Origin of the sequence: Streptacidiphilus sp. EB103A (assembly GCF_041261405.1) — a bacterium.
Classification (GTDB): Bacteria; Actinomycetota; Actinomycetes; order Streptomycetales; family Streptomycetaceae; genus Streptacidiphilus.
Window position 1 is genome coordinate 30961 of the sequence record NZ_JBGCAQ010000030.1, and the last position, 21064, is coordinate 52024.

The 21064-nt window shown below is 68.8% G+C and carries 13 protein-coding genes and 2 pseudogenes; 7 read left to right on the forward strand and 8 right to left on the reverse strand.

The window, feature by feature from the left end:
• The first annotated feature begins 59 nt into the window (after positions 1 to 59).
• Positions 60 to 932, forward strand: a complete 873-nt coding sequence (locus ABH941_RS36890) for a DUF6801 domain-containing protein (protein WP_370135007.1) — start codon at positions 60 to 62, stop codon at positions 930 to 932.
• Positions 933 to 1125: 193 nt separating this feature from the next.
• Positions 1126 to 2285: pseudogene (locus ABH941_RS36895) on the forward strand (IS30 family transposase).
• A gap of 159 nt (positions 2286 to 2444) precedes the next feature.
• Here the strand turns inward: ABH941_RS36895 and ABH941_RS36900 are convergent.
• Positions 2445 to 2900 carry a hypothetical protein gene (locus ABH941_RS36900; protein WP_370135010.1) on the reverse strand — a complete coding sequence of 152 codons (456 nt, stop codon included), beginning with the start codon at positions 2898 to 2900 and terminating at the stop codon, positions 2445 to 2447.
• A gap of 841 nt (positions 2901 to 3741) precedes the next feature.
• On the opposite strand from ABH941_RS36900, the gene ABH941_RS36905 reads away from it, so the two are divergent.
• The 5 genes from ABH941_RS36905 to ABH941_RS36925 all read left to right on the forward strand — a co-directional run bounded on the left by ABH941_RS36905 (position 3742) and on the right by ABH941_RS36925 (position 8764).
• Positions 3742 to 4143 (forward strand): reverse transcriptase N-terminal domain-containing protein, encoded by a 402-nt coding sequence (locus tag ABH941_RS36905; protein WP_370135013.1) that lies wholly within the window; start codon positions 3742 to 3744, stop codon positions 4141 to 4143.
• 203 nt (positions 4144 to 4346) lie between these two features.
• Positions 4347 to 5876, forward strand: coding sequence for a right-handed parallel beta-helix repeat-containing protein (locus ABH941_RS36910; RefSeq protein ID WP_370135015.1), 1530 nt, complete (start codon positions 4347 to 4349; stop codon positions 5874 to 5876).
• A 746-nt stretch (positions 5877 to 6622) separates the two neighbouring features.
• Complete coding sequence (locus tag ABH941_RS36915; protein WP_370135018.1) at positions 6623 to 6832, forward strand: hypothetical protein; 210 nt, start codon at positions 6623 to 6625, stop codon at positions 6830 to 6832.
• Positions 6833 to 6941: 109 nt separating this feature from the next.
• Positions 6942 to 7796 (forward strand): oxygenase MpaB family protein, encoded by an 855-nt coding sequence (locus ABH941_RS36920; protein WP_370135021.1) that lies wholly within the window; start codon positions 6942 to 6944, stop codon positions 7794 to 7796.
• Positions 7793 to 8764, forward strand: coding sequence for a spirocyclase AveC family protein (locus ABH941_RS36925; protein ID WP_370135023.1), 972 nt, complete (start codon positions 7793 to 7795; stop codon positions 8762 to 8764). Before ABH941_RS36920 ends, ABH941_RS36925 begins: the two co-directional genes overlap by 4 nt.
• Before the next feature lie 121 nt (positions 8765 to 8885).
• Here ABH941_RS36925 and ABH941_RS36930 read toward each other — a convergent pair whose 3' ends face one another.
• The 7 genes and pseudogenes from ABH941_RS36930 to ABH941_RS36960 all read right to left on the reverse strand — a co-directional run bounded on the left by ABH941_RS36930 (position 8886) and on the right by ABH941_RS36960 (position 20847).
• Entirely contained in the window at positions 8886 to 9110 is a 225-nt protein-coding gene (locus tag ABH941_RS36930) for a three-helix bundle dimerization domain-containing protein (RefSeq protein WP_370135027.1), read from the reverse strand.
• Positions 9055 to 9528 carry a luciferase family protein gene (locus tag ABH941_RS36935; protein ID WP_370135029.1) on the reverse strand — a complete coding sequence of 158 codons (474 nt, stop codon included), beginning with the start codon at positions 9526 to 9528 and terminating at the stop codon, positions 9055 to 9057. The genes ABH941_RS36930 and ABH941_RS36935 overlap by 56 nt, the downstream gene beginning before the upstream one ends.
• Before the next feature lie 466 nt (positions 9529 to 9994).
• Positions 9995 to 12433: pseudogene (locus ABH941_RS36940) on the reverse strand (glycoside hydrolase family 65 protein).
• Positions 12434 to 12929: 496 nt separating this feature from the next.
• Complete coding sequence (locus ABH941_RS36945) at positions 12930 to 13937, reverse strand: spirocyclase AveC family protein (RefSeq protein ID WP_370135032.1); 1008 nt, start codon at positions 13935 to 13937, stop codon at positions 12930 to 12932.
• A 21-nt stretch (positions 13938 to 13958) separates the two neighbouring features.
• Positions 13959 to 14705, reverse strand: coding sequence for a hypothetical protein (locus ABH941_RS36950; protein ID WP_370135035.1), 747 nt, complete (start codon positions 14703 to 14705; stop codon positions 13959 to 13961).
• A 5-nt stretch (positions 14706 to 14710) separates the two neighbouring features.
• Positions 14711 to 15571 carry an oxygenase MpaB family protein gene (locus ABH941_RS36955; protein ID WP_370135038.1) on the reverse strand — a complete coding sequence of 287 codons (861 nt, stop codon included), beginning with the start codon at positions 15569 to 15571 and terminating at the stop codon, positions 14711 to 14713.
• Positions 15571 to 20847 carry a type I polyketide synthase gene (locus tag ABH941_RS36960; RefSeq protein WP_370135042.1) on the reverse strand — a complete coding sequence of 1759 codons (5277 nt, stop codon included), beginning with the start codon at positions 20845 to 20847 and terminating at the stop codon, positions 15571 to 15573. Before ABH941_RS36960 ends, ABH941_RS36955 begins: the two co-directional genes overlap by 1 nt.
• Positions 20848 to 21064: the final 217 nt, after the last annotated feature.

The following is a 21064-nucleotide window of genomic DNA, read 5'->3' on the forward strand; positions in this document are numbered from 1 at the left end:
GACCAAAGGTGATGATTGTCCTCGGAGTTGCGACAGCGCTAGGAGCCGCGAGCGGAATCGTGGGAACTCTCGGAACCGGAACCGCTGCCGCACAACCGGCCTCGGCAATGCTGAAGTACACCTGCACCTTCCCGACGATCGGCGGCCAGCCCATCACGGCGACGATATCCACGGACATCCCCACCTCGATCACGGTCGGCCAGTCCAGTCGGCCGTTCGCCATCACCGCGGCGGCCGCAGTGAACACGGGCTTCGCGCTTGGACTCCGCTACGTCCTCGGCGTGAGCATCATCGAAGGAACCCTGGACGCCGGGACCACCGTCACCGCACCCCAGGGCGACATCCGCGTCCCCGTGCACCTCACCATCGCCAGGACCGGCATCCCGACAGGTTCCTTCAACATCCCGGCGACCGGCACCGCACCCACACTCAGCTTCAGCAAACCCGGCAGCGCCAGGATCACCGCTGGCGACTTCACCCTGCACCTCATCCCGGAGGACGCCAACGGCAACATCACACGCCTGGGCAGGGTCAATGTGCCGTGCAAGCTGAACACCGGACAGAACAACGTCGTGACGTCGTTCGACATCACCGGGACGCAGGCGGCGCCCGGCTCAGCCCCTTCGGAAACGCCCGGCACCCGCACCGCCAGCGCCGGGAAGCCGACGGCCCCGGCGACCGCCACACCCACCACGACCGGCTCAGCCACGCCCGACGGCTCCGGCACCGCGACCGCCGGGCCCTCCACCATCGCTGCACCGGGCCCGACAGGATCCACGATCAACGCTGCGGCGACGAGTACGACCACCAGCGGCGGCCACGACACCTGGAGCCTGATCCTCCTGGCAGCGGGCATTCTTACCGCGGGCGCAGCCGCCTTCCGCTTCGGCCCGCAGCTGAAGCGTCGACGCCGCGCTGGTGACGACGGCTGAACTGATCAGTGAGACGCCGCGAAGAGGTCGCGGACGTTGTCGGCACCTACTCCGCGTTGGCGTCGAACCGCGCTCATGCTCGGACAGCGACGGCCACATGGCGTCCTCGACCTGGTCGAGCGGGAGTGTCGAATTAACCTCGGGTGAACTCAACCGGTCAGCGCAACACCCCAGGTAGGAGAGGGTGTGGCGTATGGCAAGGATGGGTCGTCCGGGGATGTCGGACACACAGAAGCGTGAGTTGTGGGACCGCTGGAAGGCCGGCGAGTCGATCAGTGAGATCTCCAGAGCCCTGGGTCGGGCACCCGGCTCGGTCTTCACGATCCTCAAGTCGAACGGCGGCTACGTCCCGCCGGTCCGCTCGCGTCGGCCCGGGTTCCTGACCGACGGCGAACGCGAGCTGATCTCCCGGGGCCTGGCCCGCGGGGACTCGATGCGCGCGATCGCCCGGTCCCTGGGACGGGCTGCCTCCACCGTCAGCCGTGAGATCAGCCGCAACAAGGGCACTGAGCACTACCGGGCCGTCGATGCGGAGGACCGGGCATGGCAACGCGCCCGGCGCCCCAAGCTCTGCCTGCTGGCCTTGAACGAGCCCCTGCGGGAGGTGGTTGCCGCTCGCCTGGCCGACGACTGGTCGCCTGAGCAGATAGCCGGCCATCTGGCGAAGGCGTATCCCGATGCCTCCGGGATGCGGATCAGTCACGAGACCATCTACAAATCCCTGTTCATGCAAACACGCGGCGTATTGGCCAAGTCCCTGCAGCAGCACCTGCGTTCAGGACGCCCGACCCGCCGCAACATCCACAACACCGTCACCGGCCAGTGGCGCTCGCAGATCAAGGAAGCGACTCCGATCCACGAGCGGCCCGCCGAAGTGCGCGACCGCCTCGTCCCCGGGCACTGGGAGGGAGACCTGGTCATGGGTAGCGGAGTCACCCAGATCGCTACCCTCGTCGAGCGGACCACCCGCTTCACCCTGCTCGTCCAACTGGACGGCCGGGACACCGCCACCGTCACAGCACGGGTGTCCGCCGCGATGCTGACCCTGCCCGCCCACCTGCGCAAGACCCTGACCTGGGACCGCGGCATGGAGCTGGCCGCGCACAAGGACGTGACCGCGGCCACGGGCCTGGCCGTCTACTTCGCCGACCCGCAGAGCCCCTGGCAGCGTGGCACCAACGAGAACACCAACCGCCTCCTGCGCCAGTACTTCCCCAAGCGCACCACGATGGCCGGCCACACCCAGCAGGACCTCGACCGCATCGCCGAGCGCCTCAACACTCGCCCCCGGAAGACCCTCGACTACGACACCCCAGCCGATAGGATCACAGCACTGTTGCGCTGACCGGTTGAGTTCACCCGGGCTTTCGCGAGTGCTGGATGCCGCCTGCGTCAGTGAGGCTAGGCTGTGCGCCGACCTCGCCTGATGTGCTCCCTATTAGCGGCGGCAGTGGGTTCTGGTCCTGCACCTGCTGGGTGCGGCGCGCATCGATGGCGGATCCCGCGCCAACCCTAGAAGCCCAGGTCGGCGGCGAAGACGGAGAATGCAGGGGCCACTGTGCGCCACTCGCACAGACTCGGGTTCGTCCAGAAGTCACTGCCCACCACACGGGGGTCCAAGGGGTCGGTCCGGTAGTCCAGCGCCAGGGCTACATCGTCGCCAGGCATGAGGTTCACCGCGATGAGGACTGCCTGCTCGACGTCCAGCCACGGCAGCTCCACCGGCGTGCTGCTAATACTTCCCCGCGTCTCACGAAAGAAGGCGCAGTAGGGGTCATCGGCGAACATGTCCATCGAACGGGACTGCTGCTCCATCGCCGCCGTACTGGTCAGGAAGTTGAGCGGGTCCTCGAACCACGGAATGACCTTCGCGAGTGTGACCGGGTCGGGTTGGCGCCACCGGCCCTGGGCGAGAAGGGACGTCAGCCGCCCAGACAGGGGCAGTCCACGGACCGTCAAATGCTCCATGGCCGACAGCGTGACACAGCAGCCACCGCCATTGATCGCTGCCCGGCGTTCGATATGGCCGGCGCACCACCTCCCACGCCCTGTCGTCGGGTGCGAAGCCGTTCGGCCCTTGATCAAACAAGTGCAGAGTGCTGCTGACCTGCAACGATGGGACTTGTCTAGGTTCCTGACCGTTACGAGGAAAGAAGCACTCTCCAGATGAGCGTGCGACACGAGGTCGTGTGTGTTGAGTGGATGCTCTTCGAGAGGGGGTCGGCGGTGTCGCCGATGTCAGGGTAGTCCCGGGTTCGTGTCCGATGACCCGTCTCCGCCTGAACGTGCGTCGCTGGTAACGGCGGGGTGCGAAGCTCAAGGGAGAAGCCCAAGAGCCCTTGTTCCACCCAGGGGCGACAGGCAAGGAGAAGGCTGGACGGGCGAACACCAGTGAACCCTCGTTGACGTCTCGTGAGGAAAGCCCCCGCCGGTGGGATGCAGGAGCGGGGGGCCGCTGCAAGGCGGCAGGCGCTGGGCGGTCGGTTCATGCCACCCGGGTGGACACCACCGCCCCGGGGCATAGAGGGCGCCCACCCCGGCCGCATCTCGCATGCGCGGAACGTGGAAACCCCGACACAGGCCGCTGTCCGGCAGGGCAGTGGTGGGCCGACCGTGAGGAAGGCTGACGTCTGCGGCGGGACAGGATGGCTCAAGAAGCGAAGGCCAGCGGGCCGAAAGGCCAGAGGAAACCGGGACAGCACAGGGACGGCCTCTCCGTCACCGTCCTGGCCAACTCGCTGGATACCGGGCCGGTGCCCGGGTCTGAAAGGACGCAGACGTGAGCCGGGTGAGCTTGTGGGGAGGAACGATGGCAACAGTGGCAGCACCGAAGGACAAGTTGGACACCGTGGCGTTGGCCGGGGTGAACGGACCGGAGGGCGGCTCCTTCGCGGACTGGGACAGCATCGACTGGGACCGCGCGCAGGAGAACGTACGCCGACTGCGCCAGCGCATCTTCACGGCATCGAGGGAAGGGGATCTGCCGAAGGCCAGGAACCTGCAGAAGCTGGTGCTCCGTAGCCTGAGCAACACGCTGGTCAGCGTGCGGCGGGTGACGGAGGCAATGCCGGACGCAAGACGGCCGGGGTGGAGGGCCTTCGCCCGTGATGGTGGACACGCCGTTGGTTGTCACGCGGCGAGCGTGAGTTTAGAGGTGTGGTGTCGGCGTTGCCCCGGCAAGCCCTGGCCACCAGATCCCCGGCCGCGGTGAACAGGCCCTCCTGCGCGCACAACTGGGACAGCACCAAGACCGCGGCCAGGTACCGGAAGTATCGATTGTGATGTCGCTTCGGGTCAGGTCGTGAGCCGGATTCCGGTGATCACTTCGGGCCCGGCAGACACCCGTTCGACCGCAAGGCTCGCGCGTCGTCCTGGCGCCTGCTCGGCTGCCCGGGTCCTCGCGCGTATGTTCTGGTGATATTCGTCCATTTATATACGTTTCCGGGGGTATCCATGTCCACTCGTTCGCTCGCGATTGCCGTGGCCGTGGCGCTATCCGGGCAGTTGGCTGCGGGCACCCTCGCCGCCCATGCCGCTGGCGGGGATATCACGACAGCGTGTCAGGGGACGCTGGCCCGAGCCAGATTCACGCTCAGTGCGAACTGCGACACGACGGTGACGCTGACGGTGCCGAACGGGCTCACCGTCATCGGTGCCGGTCATGAGATCACGGCGCACGACCCGAACCCGGCCGCGGGACCCAGTGGCCTGTTCGACGGACCGGTGGTCACCAACGCCGGCACCACGATGAACCTGAGAAACCTGACGGTCCGCGGCACCGGGTTCACCTCGTTCGGCTGCAACGCCGGAGCCACCCCGACCGTTGGCCTGCTCTACAACAACGCGAGTGGCGCGATCACCGACGTGAAGGTCCTGGACATCACCCAGCACTCCACCTGCCAGACCGTCCACTCGGTTCAACTGCGTGCCGATGCCGGCCCCCAGACAGTGAACGTCACCGGCAGTACCGTCTCGATCTTCCAGCGCACCGCGCTGCTGGTGCAGGGCGACGTGACCGTCCACGCCTCGGGCAACACCTTCGGTCCGCCGGACCCCCTCACCCCCAATCCCGGCGGGGTGGCCCAGAACACAGTGCAGATCGGATCCCCGGCGCTCGCCGCGCCGAGTTCCGGGAGCCTGACCGGCAACACGATCATCGGTTCGTCCTACGGCAGACCGGCGGCGGCCTCCACCGGGCTGCTGCTCGCCGGCGCGGCACACCTGCAGGTGAGCCACAACACCTTCTCCGGCCACGGCACCGACATCGGCGTCAGCTTCTTCGGCCGCAACACGGACATCACCATCGCCTACAACAAGATCGACCGGAGCGCCGAAGACCGCCCCGGCTTCGAGGACAGCTACGGATACGGCGTGAACGTCACCGACGAATCGCGCCCGTACACCACGCTGATCTGCAACACCTTCGCCGGGTGGAAGCACAACCTCAGGAACACCACCCAGGCTCCCTGCATCACCACTGCCGCAGACCTGCCCTGCGTAACGGTCGACGAACCCGTCGTACTGCATCTCGACGCCCACGTCGCGGCCGGGAGGCCAGACTTGACGTGGCGCCTGGCCACAGGGGCGCTCCCGGATGGGCTGACGCTCCATCACGACGGTTCCATCACCGGCACACCCACCGAGACCGGCACCACCGCCGCCACCATCGAGGTCACGGACCCGACCGAGGGGAGCAGTTCCCGCGAGTTCGTCTTCTGCGTCCAGCCAGCCCCCACGCCGACACCGCAGCCGACCACCCCGACGCCAACCCACAATCCGACCCCCACGCACCGCCCCGGCCCGGTACGAAGCGCCCCGCCCACGGGCACGGAACTGGCCAAAAGCGGCGGCGGCGCGTCGAGGTGGCTCCTGGGCGTGTCCAGCGCACTACTGGCAGGCGGACTCCTGCTGGCCGGTGTCACCCGACGGGGCCGCCGGCGCTGACGGGGACCGAAGCATCCAACGAAACACAGCCGGCGCGGCCGTGCCGACCGAGGGCGGCACGGGGGTGGCGCAGGCGGAGGCGCCCAGCACTGGCGGCCTCCGACCTCCTGCGGGCCGCCTCCTCCATGACCGCGCGCAATGACCCGTTCGGAATCCTCAGTCGCTGTTGTCTTTTCCGGTCTTGAGGATTGCGTTTTCGCTGGTCGGGCGTAGAGGCGGCCGAGCAGGACTGGAAGGAGTGGGCCATTGCCCGCTCGCGGGTGGGCGAGGTGCGGGCCTCGGGGCACCGACGATGTCGCCGTTCCGGATGCCTTCCAGGACCTGCAGGATCCGGATCCGCGGTCGAGCCGCCGAAAGAATCGGCGCAGCCGAAGTCGGTGGTGCCGACCTGGCGCGCGGAGTCGGCCTGGTCGGCACTGCAGACGGACTACCAGCGCATCCCGCGGGTCCTGACCGACCGGGACCGGCTCGTCAAGGTGCGTTGACCTGTCAGGAGATGGCTGCTGCCGTCACGCCGGCCCCGACCGCCAACACCCCTGAACACGTACGTGCGGAGGACTTCGCCATGCCTGTTCCGGTGCGGACTACTCGATGGCCGCGGTGTACGACGCGGGCGGGGCCGATTGCAGCATCATCTCGGACGTACGGCAGCCTCATTACGCCTGGTCTCGTCGGCATAAATGCGTTATCCACCACGGAAGTTGACTGTCGATGGTGGGATGTGGTAGTCCTGGGAAGACGTGCCCTTGTCTGTGCAGCCATACGCCTTGGGCGCGCGGTCCCGGTTCTCCCGATTCGGCATTCAGATAAGGGAGAGGGAGGGCTTCATCACCGGGCAGGTCCGTGAGCTGCTCGGCGGCACCGCCCGCCACATCGGCGCGCACACCAGCCTCGTCGTCCTAGGCCTGGACTCGCTCGGCACCTCCAGCTCCAGCAACGCCTCCAGAACGCGCTGAAGACCCAGATCCTGCCCGGCGTCATCTGGGTCAATGCCACCGCAGCCCGGCTCGCCGAATGGCTTTTTCTCCAGCACATGGGCCTCCAGGAATCCGAGGAGGAGCACTGATGGGCCGCTACGACAGGCTCCGCTACATCCGGACCCTCGACCCGGTCAAGGACTGCGCCGAAATCTTCTCCCTGGTCACTCGATACGAGTTCCCCTGGGACTACCACCTCGCGTTCAAGATCGCGGGAATGACCGACATGACGATGCCCTCGATCAGCGGCCTCCTCGTCCACACCGGGCAGTTCGCCACCGCGGGCGACAAGCGTGTCGACGACTCCGTCCTCTTCGAGTACGAGGCCAAACGAGCCGGTCTCGACTCGGCGCAAGGCCACCGGGCGGTACGGGCCCTGAACAAGGTCCACGGCCGCTACGACATCAGCAACGACGACTACCTGTTCGTCCTGGCGTCCTGGACCACCGGCCCGATCCGGTGGATCAACCAGTACGGCTGGCGCAAGCTCACCGACATCGAAGTGCAGGCCATGGTGGAGACCGATCGCCGGCTGGGCCAGCTCATGGGCGTCAAAGGCGTCCCCGAGACCTACCAGGACTTTCTCGCGCTACTGGACGACGGACTGACCCATCGGGCGCAGTACGCACAGGCCAATCGCGCCATGGCCGACACGTTGATCGGCATAGTCCAGTCCTGGTTCCCCCGATTCACGCGTCCGCTCCTGCGCACGGCCATCATCGCCCTGGTGGAGCCGCCCGTACGCCGACTGGTCGGCCTGAACGACCCTCCCGAATGGTTCACCATCTGGGTCCGCCGGGCCCTGCGCGCACGCGGACGACTGGTCCGCCTCCTACCCGCCAGGCCCCACGCCCGCCCGTACCGCCACCGGCCACGGAGCTACCCCCTGGGTTGGACCATCGAAGACCTCGGTCCACAGCACCTCCCCGAGGGAGCAGAATGACCGGCCGGACCAGCCACGAGACGCCTGTCGGCAGCATTGCCGCAGTGCCCGGGCCGCTGCACAGGCAGCGCCCGGTCTACTGGTACGCAGGGCTGGCTGCCCTCGGCCTCGGGCTGACCTTCTGGACCATTGCACGCTGGCTCATCGTCGGGGGACCCCATCACTTCTCCACCGGCCCCGACCCGGAACCGACCTACGCCAAAGTCGCGGTCCGCGTCTACGAGTCGCTCTACCTCGTTCTGCTGCTCTGGAGCCTCAGGCTCGCCGTCCGGACCTCACGGCGTGCGGGAAGGCTCTCCTTCGAGGCGATGCTCTTCCTCAGCGTGCCCACGATGCTCTGGATGGACGCCTGCTACAACTACCTGCGTCCGGGCTACTTCAACAACTCCTACTTCATCCACGTGAGGTCGTGGGGCGACCAGATACCGGGCTGGCAGAACCCCACGAACGGACAGCCGTTCCCACTGATCCTCACCATCGGCTACTCCGCACTCGTTCCCGTCATGGCCTTCATGGTCCGGGGGATCATGCGCTGGCTGAAGCGCCACCGGCCACACACGGGCAACGCCGGTCTCATCCTCTTCGCCGCGCTCACCACCGGACTGATCGACCTGGTGCTCGAAGGCGCCATGATCAGGCTCCAGATCTCCGCCTATCCGGGTGCCGTCCACGCACTGTCGCTCTGGGGTGGCGAACCCTTCCAGATACCGCTCTATCTCCTGCTGATAGGTGAGCTGTGGTTCCTGCCCGCAGGGCTTCTTTACTACTACGTCGGCGACGACGGACTCTCCCCTGTGGAACGGGGAATTCCCGATTCGGTTCCGGCGCGCCTGAAGGCCCTCCTCAGATGGCTGGCCGTATCGGGTTACCTGCAAGGCACATTCGTCATCTACTTCGCCCTCCAAGTCCTCGTCACACAGTTCGGTGGCCCCATCCCGGACTATCCCAGCTACATGCTCAACCGATGAACCGGGACCATGCTGCTGCAGTCCCCCGTCGGACACCCCGATGGTGCCTGGACCCGGTCCGGAAGCCGTCGCCGGCTATGTGGCGGGGCGGGCTCAGACGCAAGCATTCAGCATGGCCGGCTCAGATCATTGCCACAGTTCCGCGGGGGTGATTGTCCAGGGCGGCCCGCGCTCGGCGCTCGACCAGGACCGGGATGAAGTCGCGGATCGGCGAGCTGAGGAAATGCTCGCGGGCCGCGGTGACCGTGGCCTCGACCCTGTCCGGCTGGTACTGGTGACGGTAGGTGGCCTTAAGCCGTTCGCTGACCTTGCGAACGGCTTCGTCCTCGCGTAAGTCGAGGGACACGGATCCTCCTCGGTAGTTCGGACTGCTCCGCGCTGGGGGATCCCTGCCCAGTGGGCATGATCGTGATGCGCCCGCGGTTGCACAGGCTTGCCGCCGGCATCGGCCGATGCCGGGCATGCGCCTGCAGGGCGACGCTGACCAGGGAGACCATCAACTCGGCGTCCTGGTCGCAGTCCAGACGAAGGGTGACCCAGCCGGTGCCCGGGTACAGGCGTACAGCGGTGGAGTGCTCCAGCTCGATGCGCATCCGCCCGATGGCCTCGTCGGTCAGGTAAAGGTCGGCGTCATGGTCATTGTGGAGGTGGGCGATGTCGCCACCATCGGCGACCAGGGCCTGGCCCTGGCCGCAGCTGGCCGGCCCGGCGGTGAGGTCGGCCCAGGCCTCCAGTTGTTCCCAGGCGCGACATGCAGCCTTCATGAGCCCATCATCGCGGGGTGTCCATCGGTCCGGCTACCCCCCGACGCGTCTGGCTCACGCGATCCCCCGGCACCGCGGAACTCGCCGATGCTTGACCCCAGAGAAGTTCCCGGACGGAGGTGCCTCGGTGATCATCTTCGCCTCTGGTGCGGGTCGCGGACTGGGTATCGAGGGAAGGCGAGGACGTCGTACACCTGGTCGAGGTCAGCCAGGGCCTTTGCGGTGGCGAGGTCCCCTGGCGAGGGCAGCCTGTGGGCATCGCGGGCGAGCTCGATGGCGGCCTTGGCCGAAGCGGGGCGTAGAGGCCTCCCTCCATGGTCTTGGAGACCGTGGCTGGCCCACTCTGGACCAGGCCCGAGCCCACTGCGCCTGCGGCGCCAGCCCATGCGGTGCTCCACCACGCTAAGGTCCCGGTCGCCGTGGTGCCGCATCCGGCACGATGATCAGAGACCGCAGCCGGTACAGGTCACGGGGGCAGTGTGACGCTTGTTCCCGGCCGGAGTGTGAACAGGTCGCCCCGATGGCCGATCGTCACCGGGTTCGCGTTCCCTTCCTCCATCCGGACGGTGACCTGGCCGCGGTCCACGACGACGTTCAGGCCGCAGCTGCCCCGGTACCGCAGATCGAGCTCCAGCCGGTGCAGTGGCCCGGGTAGTCGCGGGGCCAGCCACAGCACGTCCTCCCGGAGTTCCAGTCCGGTGTAGCAGCGCTGGAGGAGGTCGACGGTGCCGGCCATGGCACCCAGGTGGATCCCCTCTGCAGTGGTGCCTCCCTGGACGTCGTTGACGTCGCTGGCGAGGGCGTCACGAAAGAACTTCCAGGAAGCGCTGCGGTCGGATCGGGCGAGCACCCAGGCGTGGACGACCGAGCTGAGCGTGGAGCCGTGGGCCGTGCGCCGCAGGTAGTAGTCCGTGGAGGTGCGGAGCAGATCGTGGCCGGCGCGGTAGCCGAGGCGGCGCAGCAGGTCGTGGACTTCGTGGGGCGAGAAGAGGTAGTAGAGCATGAGGACGTCGGCCTGCTTGGACGCCTTGTACCGGTTGACGCTGTCGCCTTCGGCCTCGAGGATCCGGTCGAGGCGGCGGATGTCGGGATAGCGGCTGCGGTACCGGTCCCAGTCGAGTTCGGCCAGCCGCTCGTATCCGTCGAACTGGCTGAGCACACCCTGGTGGAAGGGGATGTGCAGATTGCGGCTGACCGTCTGCCATCGCTCCAGCTCGGCCGGCTTCAGGCCGAGTCGTTCCAGTAGTTCGTCGCGGCGGCGCGGCGGCAGGATCGTGAGCGTCTCCAGGGCCCGGGCCAGCACCCAGGACGCCAGCACGTTCGTGTAGGTGTTGTCGTCCAGGCCCGGAGCCGTCGCCCACGGGTATGCCTCGTGGTACTCGTCCGGCCCGACCACCCCGCGGATCCTGAAGCGTCCCAGTGCGGCGTCGTGGACGGCCGTGTCGGACCAGAACCGGGCGATCTCCAGGAGCATCTCGGCACCGCACGCCTCCAGGAAGGCCGTGTCCCCGCTGGCCTGGTAGTACTGCCACACGTTGTAGGCGATCGCGGAACCCACGTGGCGCTGCAGGTGGCTGTGGTCCGGCAGCCACCTGCCCGAGACCGGGTTCAGATGCAGGCGTTGGGTCCCCTCGGTGCCGTCCGACGCACTCTGCCACGGGTACATCGCCCCGAGGCGGCCCAGGTCGCGCGCCGCCTGGCGGGCCTCGTCCAACCGCCGGTAGCGGTAGTGCAGCACGGCCCGGCTGAGGTCCGGCAGGCGCAGGTTGAGCACCCGCAGGACGAACAGTTCGTCCCAGAAGACGTGCCCGCGTTACCCCTCGCCGTGCAGCCCCCGCGCCGGGACTCCCACGTCGAGGTCGGCGGAGTGTTCGGATACGGTCTGCAGCAGGTGGAAGAGATACAGGTGCAGCGGGCCGGTCTCGCTGAAGTCGGCTTCGATCCGGCAGCGGCGCCACAACTGCGCCCAGCGCAGCGTGTGGGACCTCAGCAGTGCCTCGAAGTCCTCGGCCCGGGTGACCAGGCGCCGCGCGGCGCGCAGCGGGTCGTCGACCGCCGGGTCCCTGGAGGTGAACACCGCGACGATCTTCTGCACCGTCACCGCCTCGCCCGCGACCGCAGTCGCCGTGATGACCTGGGCGACCCAGCCGTCCCGTGCGCTGTCGGCGCGGGCGACCGGCAGGGGGCACCCTGCCTGGAACATCTCGGTGCGCGCCGCCATGGCGATGCAGAGCGGGGATCCCCGGGCGCGGGCCTGGAGCCAGAGCACGGAACCGTCAGCCCCCTGGTCGACGGGATGCAGATGAGAATCGGCCAGGCCCTGGTAGCGGGCCACTCCGGTGTTGGCCACCGTGCCGTCGATGGCGCACCGGATGTCGAGACGGCCGGACCAGTTCTCTGGCACCAGAACCGTCTCGAGCGCGAGCAGGTGCGGCTGGCCCATGTGCGCGATGCGCCGCTGGACCAGGCCGGTCCGCCGCCCGAACGCGTCCACGACCGTGGCCCGCCGGGTCAGAACGCCTCGGCGCAGGTCGAGCTCCAGTTGCTGGTCGTGGATCCCGGCGGCCTGATCGCAGGGTCCGGGAGCACCGAGCCAGGCACCCTGCTCGGCCCGGAAAGTGAGTGGCAACCAGTTGGGGACGTTGACCAGGTCCTCGTTTTCCACGCTGCGCCCCTGGACAAAGGAGGTGGCCCGGTCGTAGCAGCCGGCCAGGTAGGTGCCCGGGTAGTGCACCCCGTCAGCGATGGACTCTGGGGCGGCTCCCCGGCTGACCACGTAGCCGTTGCCCACGGCGCACAGTGCCTCGCGCAGCCCCTCCTCAGCGGCATCGTAGCCCTGGTAGCGCAGCGTCCAGGGATCGTACCCGGATGCTGCTTCGGCGTGTCCAGCGGCACGCCGCGGTATGGACGGGGGGCGGGACTGCCTGTCGACGTTGCCCACAGTGAGTCCTCACGTTGTGGCACCACCCGGCGTTCGCGCTCATCGGCACAGGACCGGCGCAGACCAAACGCTACCCCCGATGTCGTCGGCACGCGGGCCCAGCCGAACGTCGCGGGAGCGGCCTGCAGCCGATGAACCGACGTATTGGTGAGTGTTCCTGTGGTCCGACTTCCAGCCCGGGCATAACGGTCCGTACGGGTGACAGAGGCCGAACGGATACGTCCGCACAGGCGAGACGTCGACGTCGGAAACGCTGACTGGAGGAGTCAGCCTGCCTCCAGGCAGTGCCCGTGCCTACGTGAAGCCGGTCCCGCAGGAGCTCGGCGCAGCCGACGACTGGGCCAGGCTGGGCACGCAAGCGTGGGCCGGGTAGCGTTCTCGCGAGCCCGGGGGGCCGGTTGTCCCTCCTGCACGGCTAGAGGAGCGCCCCTGTCCGATCGGGTTCCAAGAGGGCAGCTCACTATGGCGCTTGAGGTGGCCAGAGGTAGCTCGGCACATCTGAGGGCATGGGTGCCGCTACCAGACTCCCGATCAGCGCGCAGCCTCCGATGTAGGCGAATACTGTCAGGTTGGCCCATCCGATGCCGGCGAGAAGTTTCAGGATGTTCTGTCTCCGGCACCCGAGCCTGTGGCTGCCGCCGAAGATCAGGGGGACCGTGTCGTGTTTGCGAGCGTAGTGCTGCACCACGACGGTTGGAGTGGCCAAGCCGACGACGACGCAGAGCACGTACGGCAAGGACACTGCGTACCAGTGTCTGGGGAACAGGGTGAGGGGCCCGTCTGCAGAGATCTGGGCGAAGGCCCCGGTCTGCATCCACGTCACTCCCAGCACGGTGTCCGCGCACAGGCCGGCAGCGAGCGTGGTGGCGAGGAATCGTCCCCATCCCCAGAGCGGGCGCCGCGCGACGACCTGCGCAGTGATCCAACCCTGAAGCCATGGCCACACGATCACTGTCGTCATGCCGACGAAGGACAGGCTGAAGATGTTCTGGGCCTGGTATTCAGGGTGGGGGCTGCTCCATCCGGGAATGTAGGGTCCCCAGCTCCGCAGGCTCCACATGTGCTGACTGGTGAGCAGGGTCAGCCGGTCGTAGTTGAAGATCGGATTTTGCCAGCCGGAGCAGACGAAGCCGAGGACCAGCGCTGCGTCCAGTGTTACCGCACGCGCACGGAGGCTGTCACGTAGCACCTTGCACACAATCAGCACGGCGGCGAGCGCGACGAGTCCCTGTACGGCCCACGCGACGGCCGAACGGCCCGGTGAGATGGTGTAGTCGCCGGAGGGGATGGGGCGGGCGTCACCTGCGGCAATCCACCGAGTGTAGATCCAGGCCTGGAAGAGCAGCAGGGCGACGCCCAGTGCAGCAGTGACCGTGACTGGGGACACGAGGGCCTGAGACCCAGAAGTGGCGGCCGAGGTGGAAGAAGGCTGTTGCGTAGCCGGCTGAGCCGGATCGGTATGGCTCATGACACCCCGTTCATTCGCCGGTCATGAGGGGACGTCAACGCTGGGCCGAGGGTCGGGGCAGGCGGTGGGTGCTTCGGCCGGTATCCGGGTCATCAGGGCGCCGAGGACGGCGGTCCAGACGAAGAACAGGGCGTACAGGCCCAGACTGGGCCACCCGCCAGGGGAGAGCCAGCCGCTGTCGGTGAGGACGAGGAACGTGTTGGGCAGGCCGAGCAGGCTGGTGGCGAAGCTGTAGCGGACGGTCCAGCGGGGAAAGGCAGCGGACTCGCGCAGTGCCATGCCGGTGGCGAAGACGGTCAGGGCGACGGCGGGCTGGGTGAGCTGCCACATAAAGATGGAGGCTTCGTAGGTGAAGCGCACCAGGGTGGCGTCCATGGTGTGGTGCCCGGCTCCGATCGCGGTCATCAGCCACAGCATGGTGGACAGAAGGTACAGGGCGACGACGACGGACGCGGCGGGCCGGATAGCAGCGGCGAACACGGCGGGCCGTCCAGAGGGCCGGAGCGCCTCGGTGAGCCCCGCGATGAACAGCAGGACCAGGGTGATCGCGAAGAACTGGACGAAGCACTGGAGGACCGCGTTGTGCTCGCCGGATGCGAAGTACGCGACGAGCCGGTCCGTGGAGTAGTCCCAGCGCGGCAGGGCGTGGGAGTAGTCGTTGCTGAGCAGCAGGGTCAGGCCGAGGGCGGGGATGGGCGCCATCCCCGCGTATCCGGCGTAGTGGATCTGGCGGTGACCACCGCTGTGAGGTCCGCTGGGTGCGGTCACTGCCTTCACCGGCTTTCCGTGGAGCGCCCGCCGTGCCCTGGGCCGAGTTGGGCGATGGTCCAGCCTGCGGGGTACGAGTTGGGGTGGGGCGTGTAGGGATGGTGAGCCGGCCGCGGTGGTGCGAGGCGCAGGGCGCGTCCGCGGGCCTTGAGAGCGGTGCGGACGGTGTACTCGAGGGGGCCGTGAGGGTCCGGCAGGCCGAGCAGAGGGCGCAGGTACGGCGCGACCAGTGCGGTGACGGCGTGCGGGATGAGCGGACGCAGTGGGGCGGGGTACCAGCGGGCGATGGTCTGTATGACGGACTCGGTGGCCTGACGGTTGGTGTCCTGATAGCGGGCACGGTCGCGCAGGGTGGTCTCCAGGACCGTCCGGAAGCCCGTGAGGTCAAGGGGGATGTCCTTGATACCCATCAACTCCCCCATGCGGCGGTTGGTGTTGACCAGGGCGCGGGCCTCGTGGCCGGTCAGGCGGCGCCAGCCGTAGGTGTTGATCCAGTCGATGGGGCCCAGGGTCTGCGAGGCGAGGATGAACAGGTAGTCGTCGTTGGTGATGTCGTAGCGGCCGTGGATGGTGTTGAGCGCGCGGACGGCGGTCCGGCCGTGCGGGGAGTCCAGACCGGCGCGCTTGAGTTCGTACTCGAAGAGCATGGTGTCGTCGAACCGTTTCTGGCCGTGGTCGCGGAACTGGCCGGTCTTGACCAGGAGTCCGCTGATGGAGGGCACGGCGTTGTCGATCATGACGGCGTACTCGAAGCCGAGCCGGTAGTCGAAGGGGAACTCGTAGCGGCTGACCATGTTGCTGATGCGTTCGTGGTCGCGGTCTGGATCGAGGGTTCGGATGAACCGGAGGCGGGAGTATCGGCCCATCAGCTCTGTCCTCCCGTCGCGGTGGGCAGGCCCATCTGCTCCAGGAGTGCGTCGGCCAGGGCCGCGGGGCTGGGTTTGACCCAGATGACGCCGGGTTTGATGTCGATGTGCAGGGCGTTTTTGAGGCGCTGCTGGAGCTGGACGGCGCCGAGGGAGTCCAGGCCGAGGATGACCAGGCTGGTGTGGGGGCCGATGTGCCGGTTGGTGTTGCCGAGGAGTTCACGGACCTGGCCGATGACGAACTCCTGGAGGAGCGGGCGGCGTTCTGCGGCACTGTCCGTCCCGAGGAGCGCCTCGCGCACGGGCGAGGTGCCGGTGTCGGCGGTGGGTGTGTTGGAGAGGAGGTCGGCCAGGAGGGTCGAGCGGGCCAGGGCCGGGTAGGGGGCGGTCCACAGGGCCACGTCGATGGGTGAGTAGGCGATCTGGTGGTGGCCGTCGGTGAGGATGCGTTCGAACGCGTCGGTGCCGTCGTCGGGGGAGATCATCACGAAGCCGCGCTCGGCGAGGTGCCGGCCGCGGCCGACCTCGCTCCAGGGACCCCAGTGGATGCCGGTGGCGGGCAGCCCCTGGGTGAGGCGGTGGGCGACAAGGGCGTCCAGGAAGGCATTGGAAGCGGCGTAGGCGCCCTGGCCCGGGGAGCCGAGCAGGGAGGCAACGGAGGAGTAGACAGCGAAGAAGTCCAGCTCCGCCTCGAGGGTGGCCTGGTGCAGGGCCCAGGCCCCTTCGGCTTTGCCTCGCCAGACCCGTTCCATCAGCTTGTGGTCGAGGTTGGCCAGGACGGCGTCTTCCACGACGCCGGCGGCGTGCACGATGCCGCGCAGTACGGCGCCGTCTGCGGTGGCCGTGGCCAGGGCGTGCTGGACGGTGGCGTCCTGGGCGATGTCGCCGAGGACGACCTCGACCTCGGTACCGGTCGCGGTGCGCAGCTCGTCCAGTTCGTGCAGAACAGTTGTGTCGGGGGCGGTGCGGCCGCACAGGATGATCCGGCGGGCGCCGCGCTCGGCCAGACGGCGGGCGGTCCGCAGGCCCAGCCCGCCCAGGCCGCCGGTGACCAGGTAGCTGCCGTCGCTTTGGGCCAGGGCGGGCAGGCCGACAGCAGCGCGTGTGGCGGGTTCGGGGCCGGGGTGCACCTGGGCCACGCACCGTATCCCGTGCCGCCAGGCGATCTCGATGAGGGGCTGGTCCTCGCTGAGCAGATCGGGAAGGACCGCCTCCAGCGGGGTGTGGCCGGACAGTTCGAGGGAGCTGGGGCGCAGTTCGGGGTGTTCGTAGGCGGCGGACCTGAGCAGGCCACGGACGCCTGCGGCGGCCAGGGCGTCGTCTCCGCGCCACATCACCCACAATCTGGGCGGTGTCGCGCGTTCGGCCAGTTGCCGCAGCACAGCCAGGGTGCGGTGTACGTCGGCCAACGCGCGGGCGGGCGCGTCGGAGGTGCCCTGATGCCCGTTCAGGGTGAGCAGCACGTGGGTTCGGTTCGGTTCGGTCGTGTCGTCCAGGGCTTCGGTCAGTTGCCCGGGGTCCAGGGGGCGCTCGGATACGTAGGCCAGTAGGCGGGCGCCTGCTGACCGCTTGCCGAGCATGGCGCGTAGCTGTCCGCTCCACACTGTGGCTTCGGGGGCGAGGACCAGCCACCGCTGGTCGCTGCCCTGCGGGGACCGGTCCGGTTGTTCGGGGACCCAGGCGAGGTGGCAGAGGCGGTCGGCGTAGCGCTGTTCCGGCGGTGTGATGTTGGCTAAGCGCAGCCCGCGGATTTCGGCGACGACAGTGCCGTCAGCGGTGGCCAGCGTGCCGGATGCGGTGCAGGACAGGTCGTCGGCGTGCTGGAGTTCAACGGAGGCGAGCCGGGCATGGGCGGTTGGGCCGTGCAGGCGGATCTCCTGGAATCCGGCGACGACGACCGGGCCGGGGCTGGTGGCACAGGTGTCGAGCCAGGCGGCGACCGCAGTCTGCACGAACTCGTCGGCCAGCGCCGGATGCAGTCGCAGTCGCGCGGCGGAGACCCGGGCGCTCTCGGCGATCCCCAGCCGGGCGAGGGCGCGTCCGTGGTCGCAGTGGATCTGGATGCGGTCGATGGCGCTGAAGGCGGGGCCGTGGAAGACATTGTGGCGTTCGCGGAAGTGCCGGTACAGGTCGGCCGGGTCGAAGTCGGCCCAGGTGGAGTCTGTCGACAGGGTCACCGGGGTGGTTGGGCGCGTCGCGCTGTCGGGCAGGGCTTGGACGGTGCCCCGGGCGTGAATGAGCGGCCCGTCAGTGGTCCGGGTCAGGATCTGGAACTGGGCGCGCGTACCGTCCGAATCCGCCAGCAGGCGGGTGGTGGCCTCCGGTTCGGGATCCAGGACCAGCGGCGCCTCGATGCGCAGGTCGGTGACCGCGACCCGATCGGTGCCGAACACCTCGGCCGCGGCGGCGAGCGCCATCTCGGCGAATCCGGTACCCGGCAGCACTGGGACCCCGGCGACCTGGTGGTCGCCCAGCCACGGCAGCCGGTGCGGGCCGACGGGCGTCTGCCACAGGTGCCGGCCGCTGTGGTCGGGGTCGTGGAGGTGACCGCCGAGCAGCGGATGCTGGGTAGCCGCGGGCAACTGCGCGGCGACAAGGGCGAACGGAGGCTGGCTTCCCCCGTGTCGGGTGCGGTTCCACACGGTGCCCGGAACCTCGGCCAGTTCCCCTTCCGCATAGTGCGAGGCGAAGTCGATGGAGTCCAGACCGGCGGCGTGCGCGGTAGCCAGGTGAGTGAGGAACGCCTCCTGGTCCTCGCCGCCGCGGCGCAGCGAGCCGACGGCCACCACGTCGTGGACCCCGGCCGCCTGGGCGATGTCGGCGATGGGGCGGGAGGCGAGCGGCTGGGCGGTGCACTCGACGAACAGCCGGTGCCCGTCGGCCAGGGCGGCGCTGACCGCGCGCTGGAACTGCACGGCATCACGCTGGTTGTGCACCCAGTACGAGGCGTCCAGCGGACCGGGATCACGCGGGTCCTCAGTGACGGTGGAGTAGAACGCAATGCCCTGGGGGCGGTGCGCGGGCAGGCCGGACAGGACCGCGTGCAGTTCGTCGGTGACCGGGTCGACCTGGGCGGAGTGCGAGGCCACATCGACGTCCACCATGCGGGCGGCAGCGCCGACCGCGTTCCAGGCGTCGACCAGGGCACGCACCTGCGCCGCGTCACCCGAGATCACCGTCGTGCGCGGTGCCGTGAGCACACCGAGCGAGACCCCGTCGGCGCCCGCCGCGTCGATCGCGGCCTGTGTCTCCTCGGCACTGAGCATCACCGAGGCCATGGCTCCGTGCGCGATGGTGGCCAGCAGCCGTGCCCGGCGACAGATGACCTTCGCGCCGTCGGCCGGGGTCAGCACCCCCGCCACCACCGAAGCCGCCACCTCGCCCAGCGACTGCCCGATGACCGCGGCCGGCTCCACACCCCAGGACCGCCACAGCCTGGCCAGGGCCACCTGCACCCCGAACAGGGCGGGCTGGATGCGAGCGACGCCCACCAGGCCCTCGGGCTCCATGAGCATCTCGCGCAGCGAGAAGCCCGACTCGGCACGGATCAGCGGTTCCAACTCGTCGACCGCCGCCGCGAACACCGGCTCGACCGCCAGCAGCCCCTGGCACATCCCCGGGTACTGCGACCCCTGCCCGGTGAAGACGAACACCGGGCCCAGGTGCTCGGGCGGCAGCACCGGCACCCCGCCGGCCACGCCCTGCGGACCCTCGTCACGGGCGAACGCCCGCGCCCGCTCGGCCAGCTGGGACAAGTCGCGGGCGACGATCCCCAGCCGGTGCTCGGCATGGCTCCTCCGCAGCGCCAGCGTGTGCGCCACGGACTGCGCCGCCACCTGTGCACCGCTGCCCTCAGCCCAGCGAGCCAGACGCGCCGCCGCTCCGGACAGGGACTCGGCGGAGTTGCCGGACAGCAGGAACAGCCACGCCCCGTGCCCCGCATCGGACTTCCTGGCGCCCGCCCGGCGACGGCGGGCGCCGGGCGGAGCTTCGAGCACCACATGGGCATTGGTGCCGCTCACCCCGTACGAACACACCGCGGCCAGCCGTCCCTTGCCCGGCACCGGCCAGTTGGCCGACTCCAAAGGTACGAACAGCCGCGACGGTTCGGACCGGTCGATGCCCGGATTCCACTCCCGGAAGTTCTGGTTGGGTGGGACCACGCCCCGCCGCAAGGACTCCACCGCCTTGATCATGCCGGCGATCCCCGACACCGGCTCGCAGTGCCCGATGTTCGTCTTGACGGAACCCAGCGCACACCGGCCCCGACCCTGCCGCCCGTACACCGCGTTGATGGAGGTGTACTCGACCGGATCGCCCACCTGCGTCCCGGGACCATGTGCCTCGACCAGGCCCACCTCACCCGGATCGATCCCCGCCCTGCGCACTGCGTCCCGGAACAGTTCCTGCTGCATCAGGGTGGACGGTGCGGTCAGCCGGGTCGCTTGCCCGTCGTTGTTGACCGCGCTGCCCCGGATCACCGAGAGCACCCGGTCCCCGTCCCGCCGCGCGTCGGCCAGCCGCTTCAGCAGCAGCGCGCCCGCGCCTTCGCCCCGGACATACCCGTCGGCCCGCGCGTCGAAGGCGTGACAGGCTCCCTGTCGTGACAGCAGCAGGGGGGCCTCGTAGTAGTGCGTCTGCGGGGCGAGCATCAGGAGCACACCCCCGGCCAGGGCCGTGTCGCACTCACCCAGCGTCAACGCCCCACACGCCGCGTCCAGCGCCACCAGTCCTGACGAACAGTGCGTGCTGACCACCATCACCGGGCCCCGCAGATCCATAGCGAAAGCCACCCGCCCCGCCGTACTGGCCGTGTAGTTCCCGAAGAGGTAGGCCGGGTTAGGCGCATCCTCAACCGGCCGCGCCTCGCGGAAGAGGTTGTCGACGGCATACGTGCCGATGTAGACCCCGGTGCGCGAACCCCGGATCCGGTCCACCGGGATCCCCGCGTGCTCCACTGCCTCCCAGGCGACTTCCATCATCACCCGCGCCTGCGGATCCACCCACTCCCGCTCCGCCGGCGCCACCGAAAGCGCCTCCGGCTCCCACGCCCACACATCCCCCTCCACGAAGCAGCCAGCCGCCGCCTGAGCCTGAAGCCCCGGATCATGCAACGCCACCAGCCGGGCCGAATCCCACCGATCCGGCGGCACCGGCCCCACTGTCCGCCGTCCCTCAGCGGCCAGATGCCACAGCGCGGCCGAGGTCTCCACCCCGCCAGGGAAACGGCAGCCCATGCCGATGACAGCAATCGGTTCATGTTCAGATGCGGACATGACACTCCTCTAGAGAACGGCAACCGCCAGCCCCGGGACGTGGTGAGCATCAGCCCCCTTCGCTTCTCGCGGCAGACCCGGTGCACGCCGCCTGCTCTGCGCACCGCGCTACCGCGCAGATCGCCGGTCCTCCCCCATCAAAGCCCCGATATGCACGGTGAAGAACGGGGCGGCGCAGCGGATGCGTGAACGCGTTGAACGACACCTGCCGAGGCAC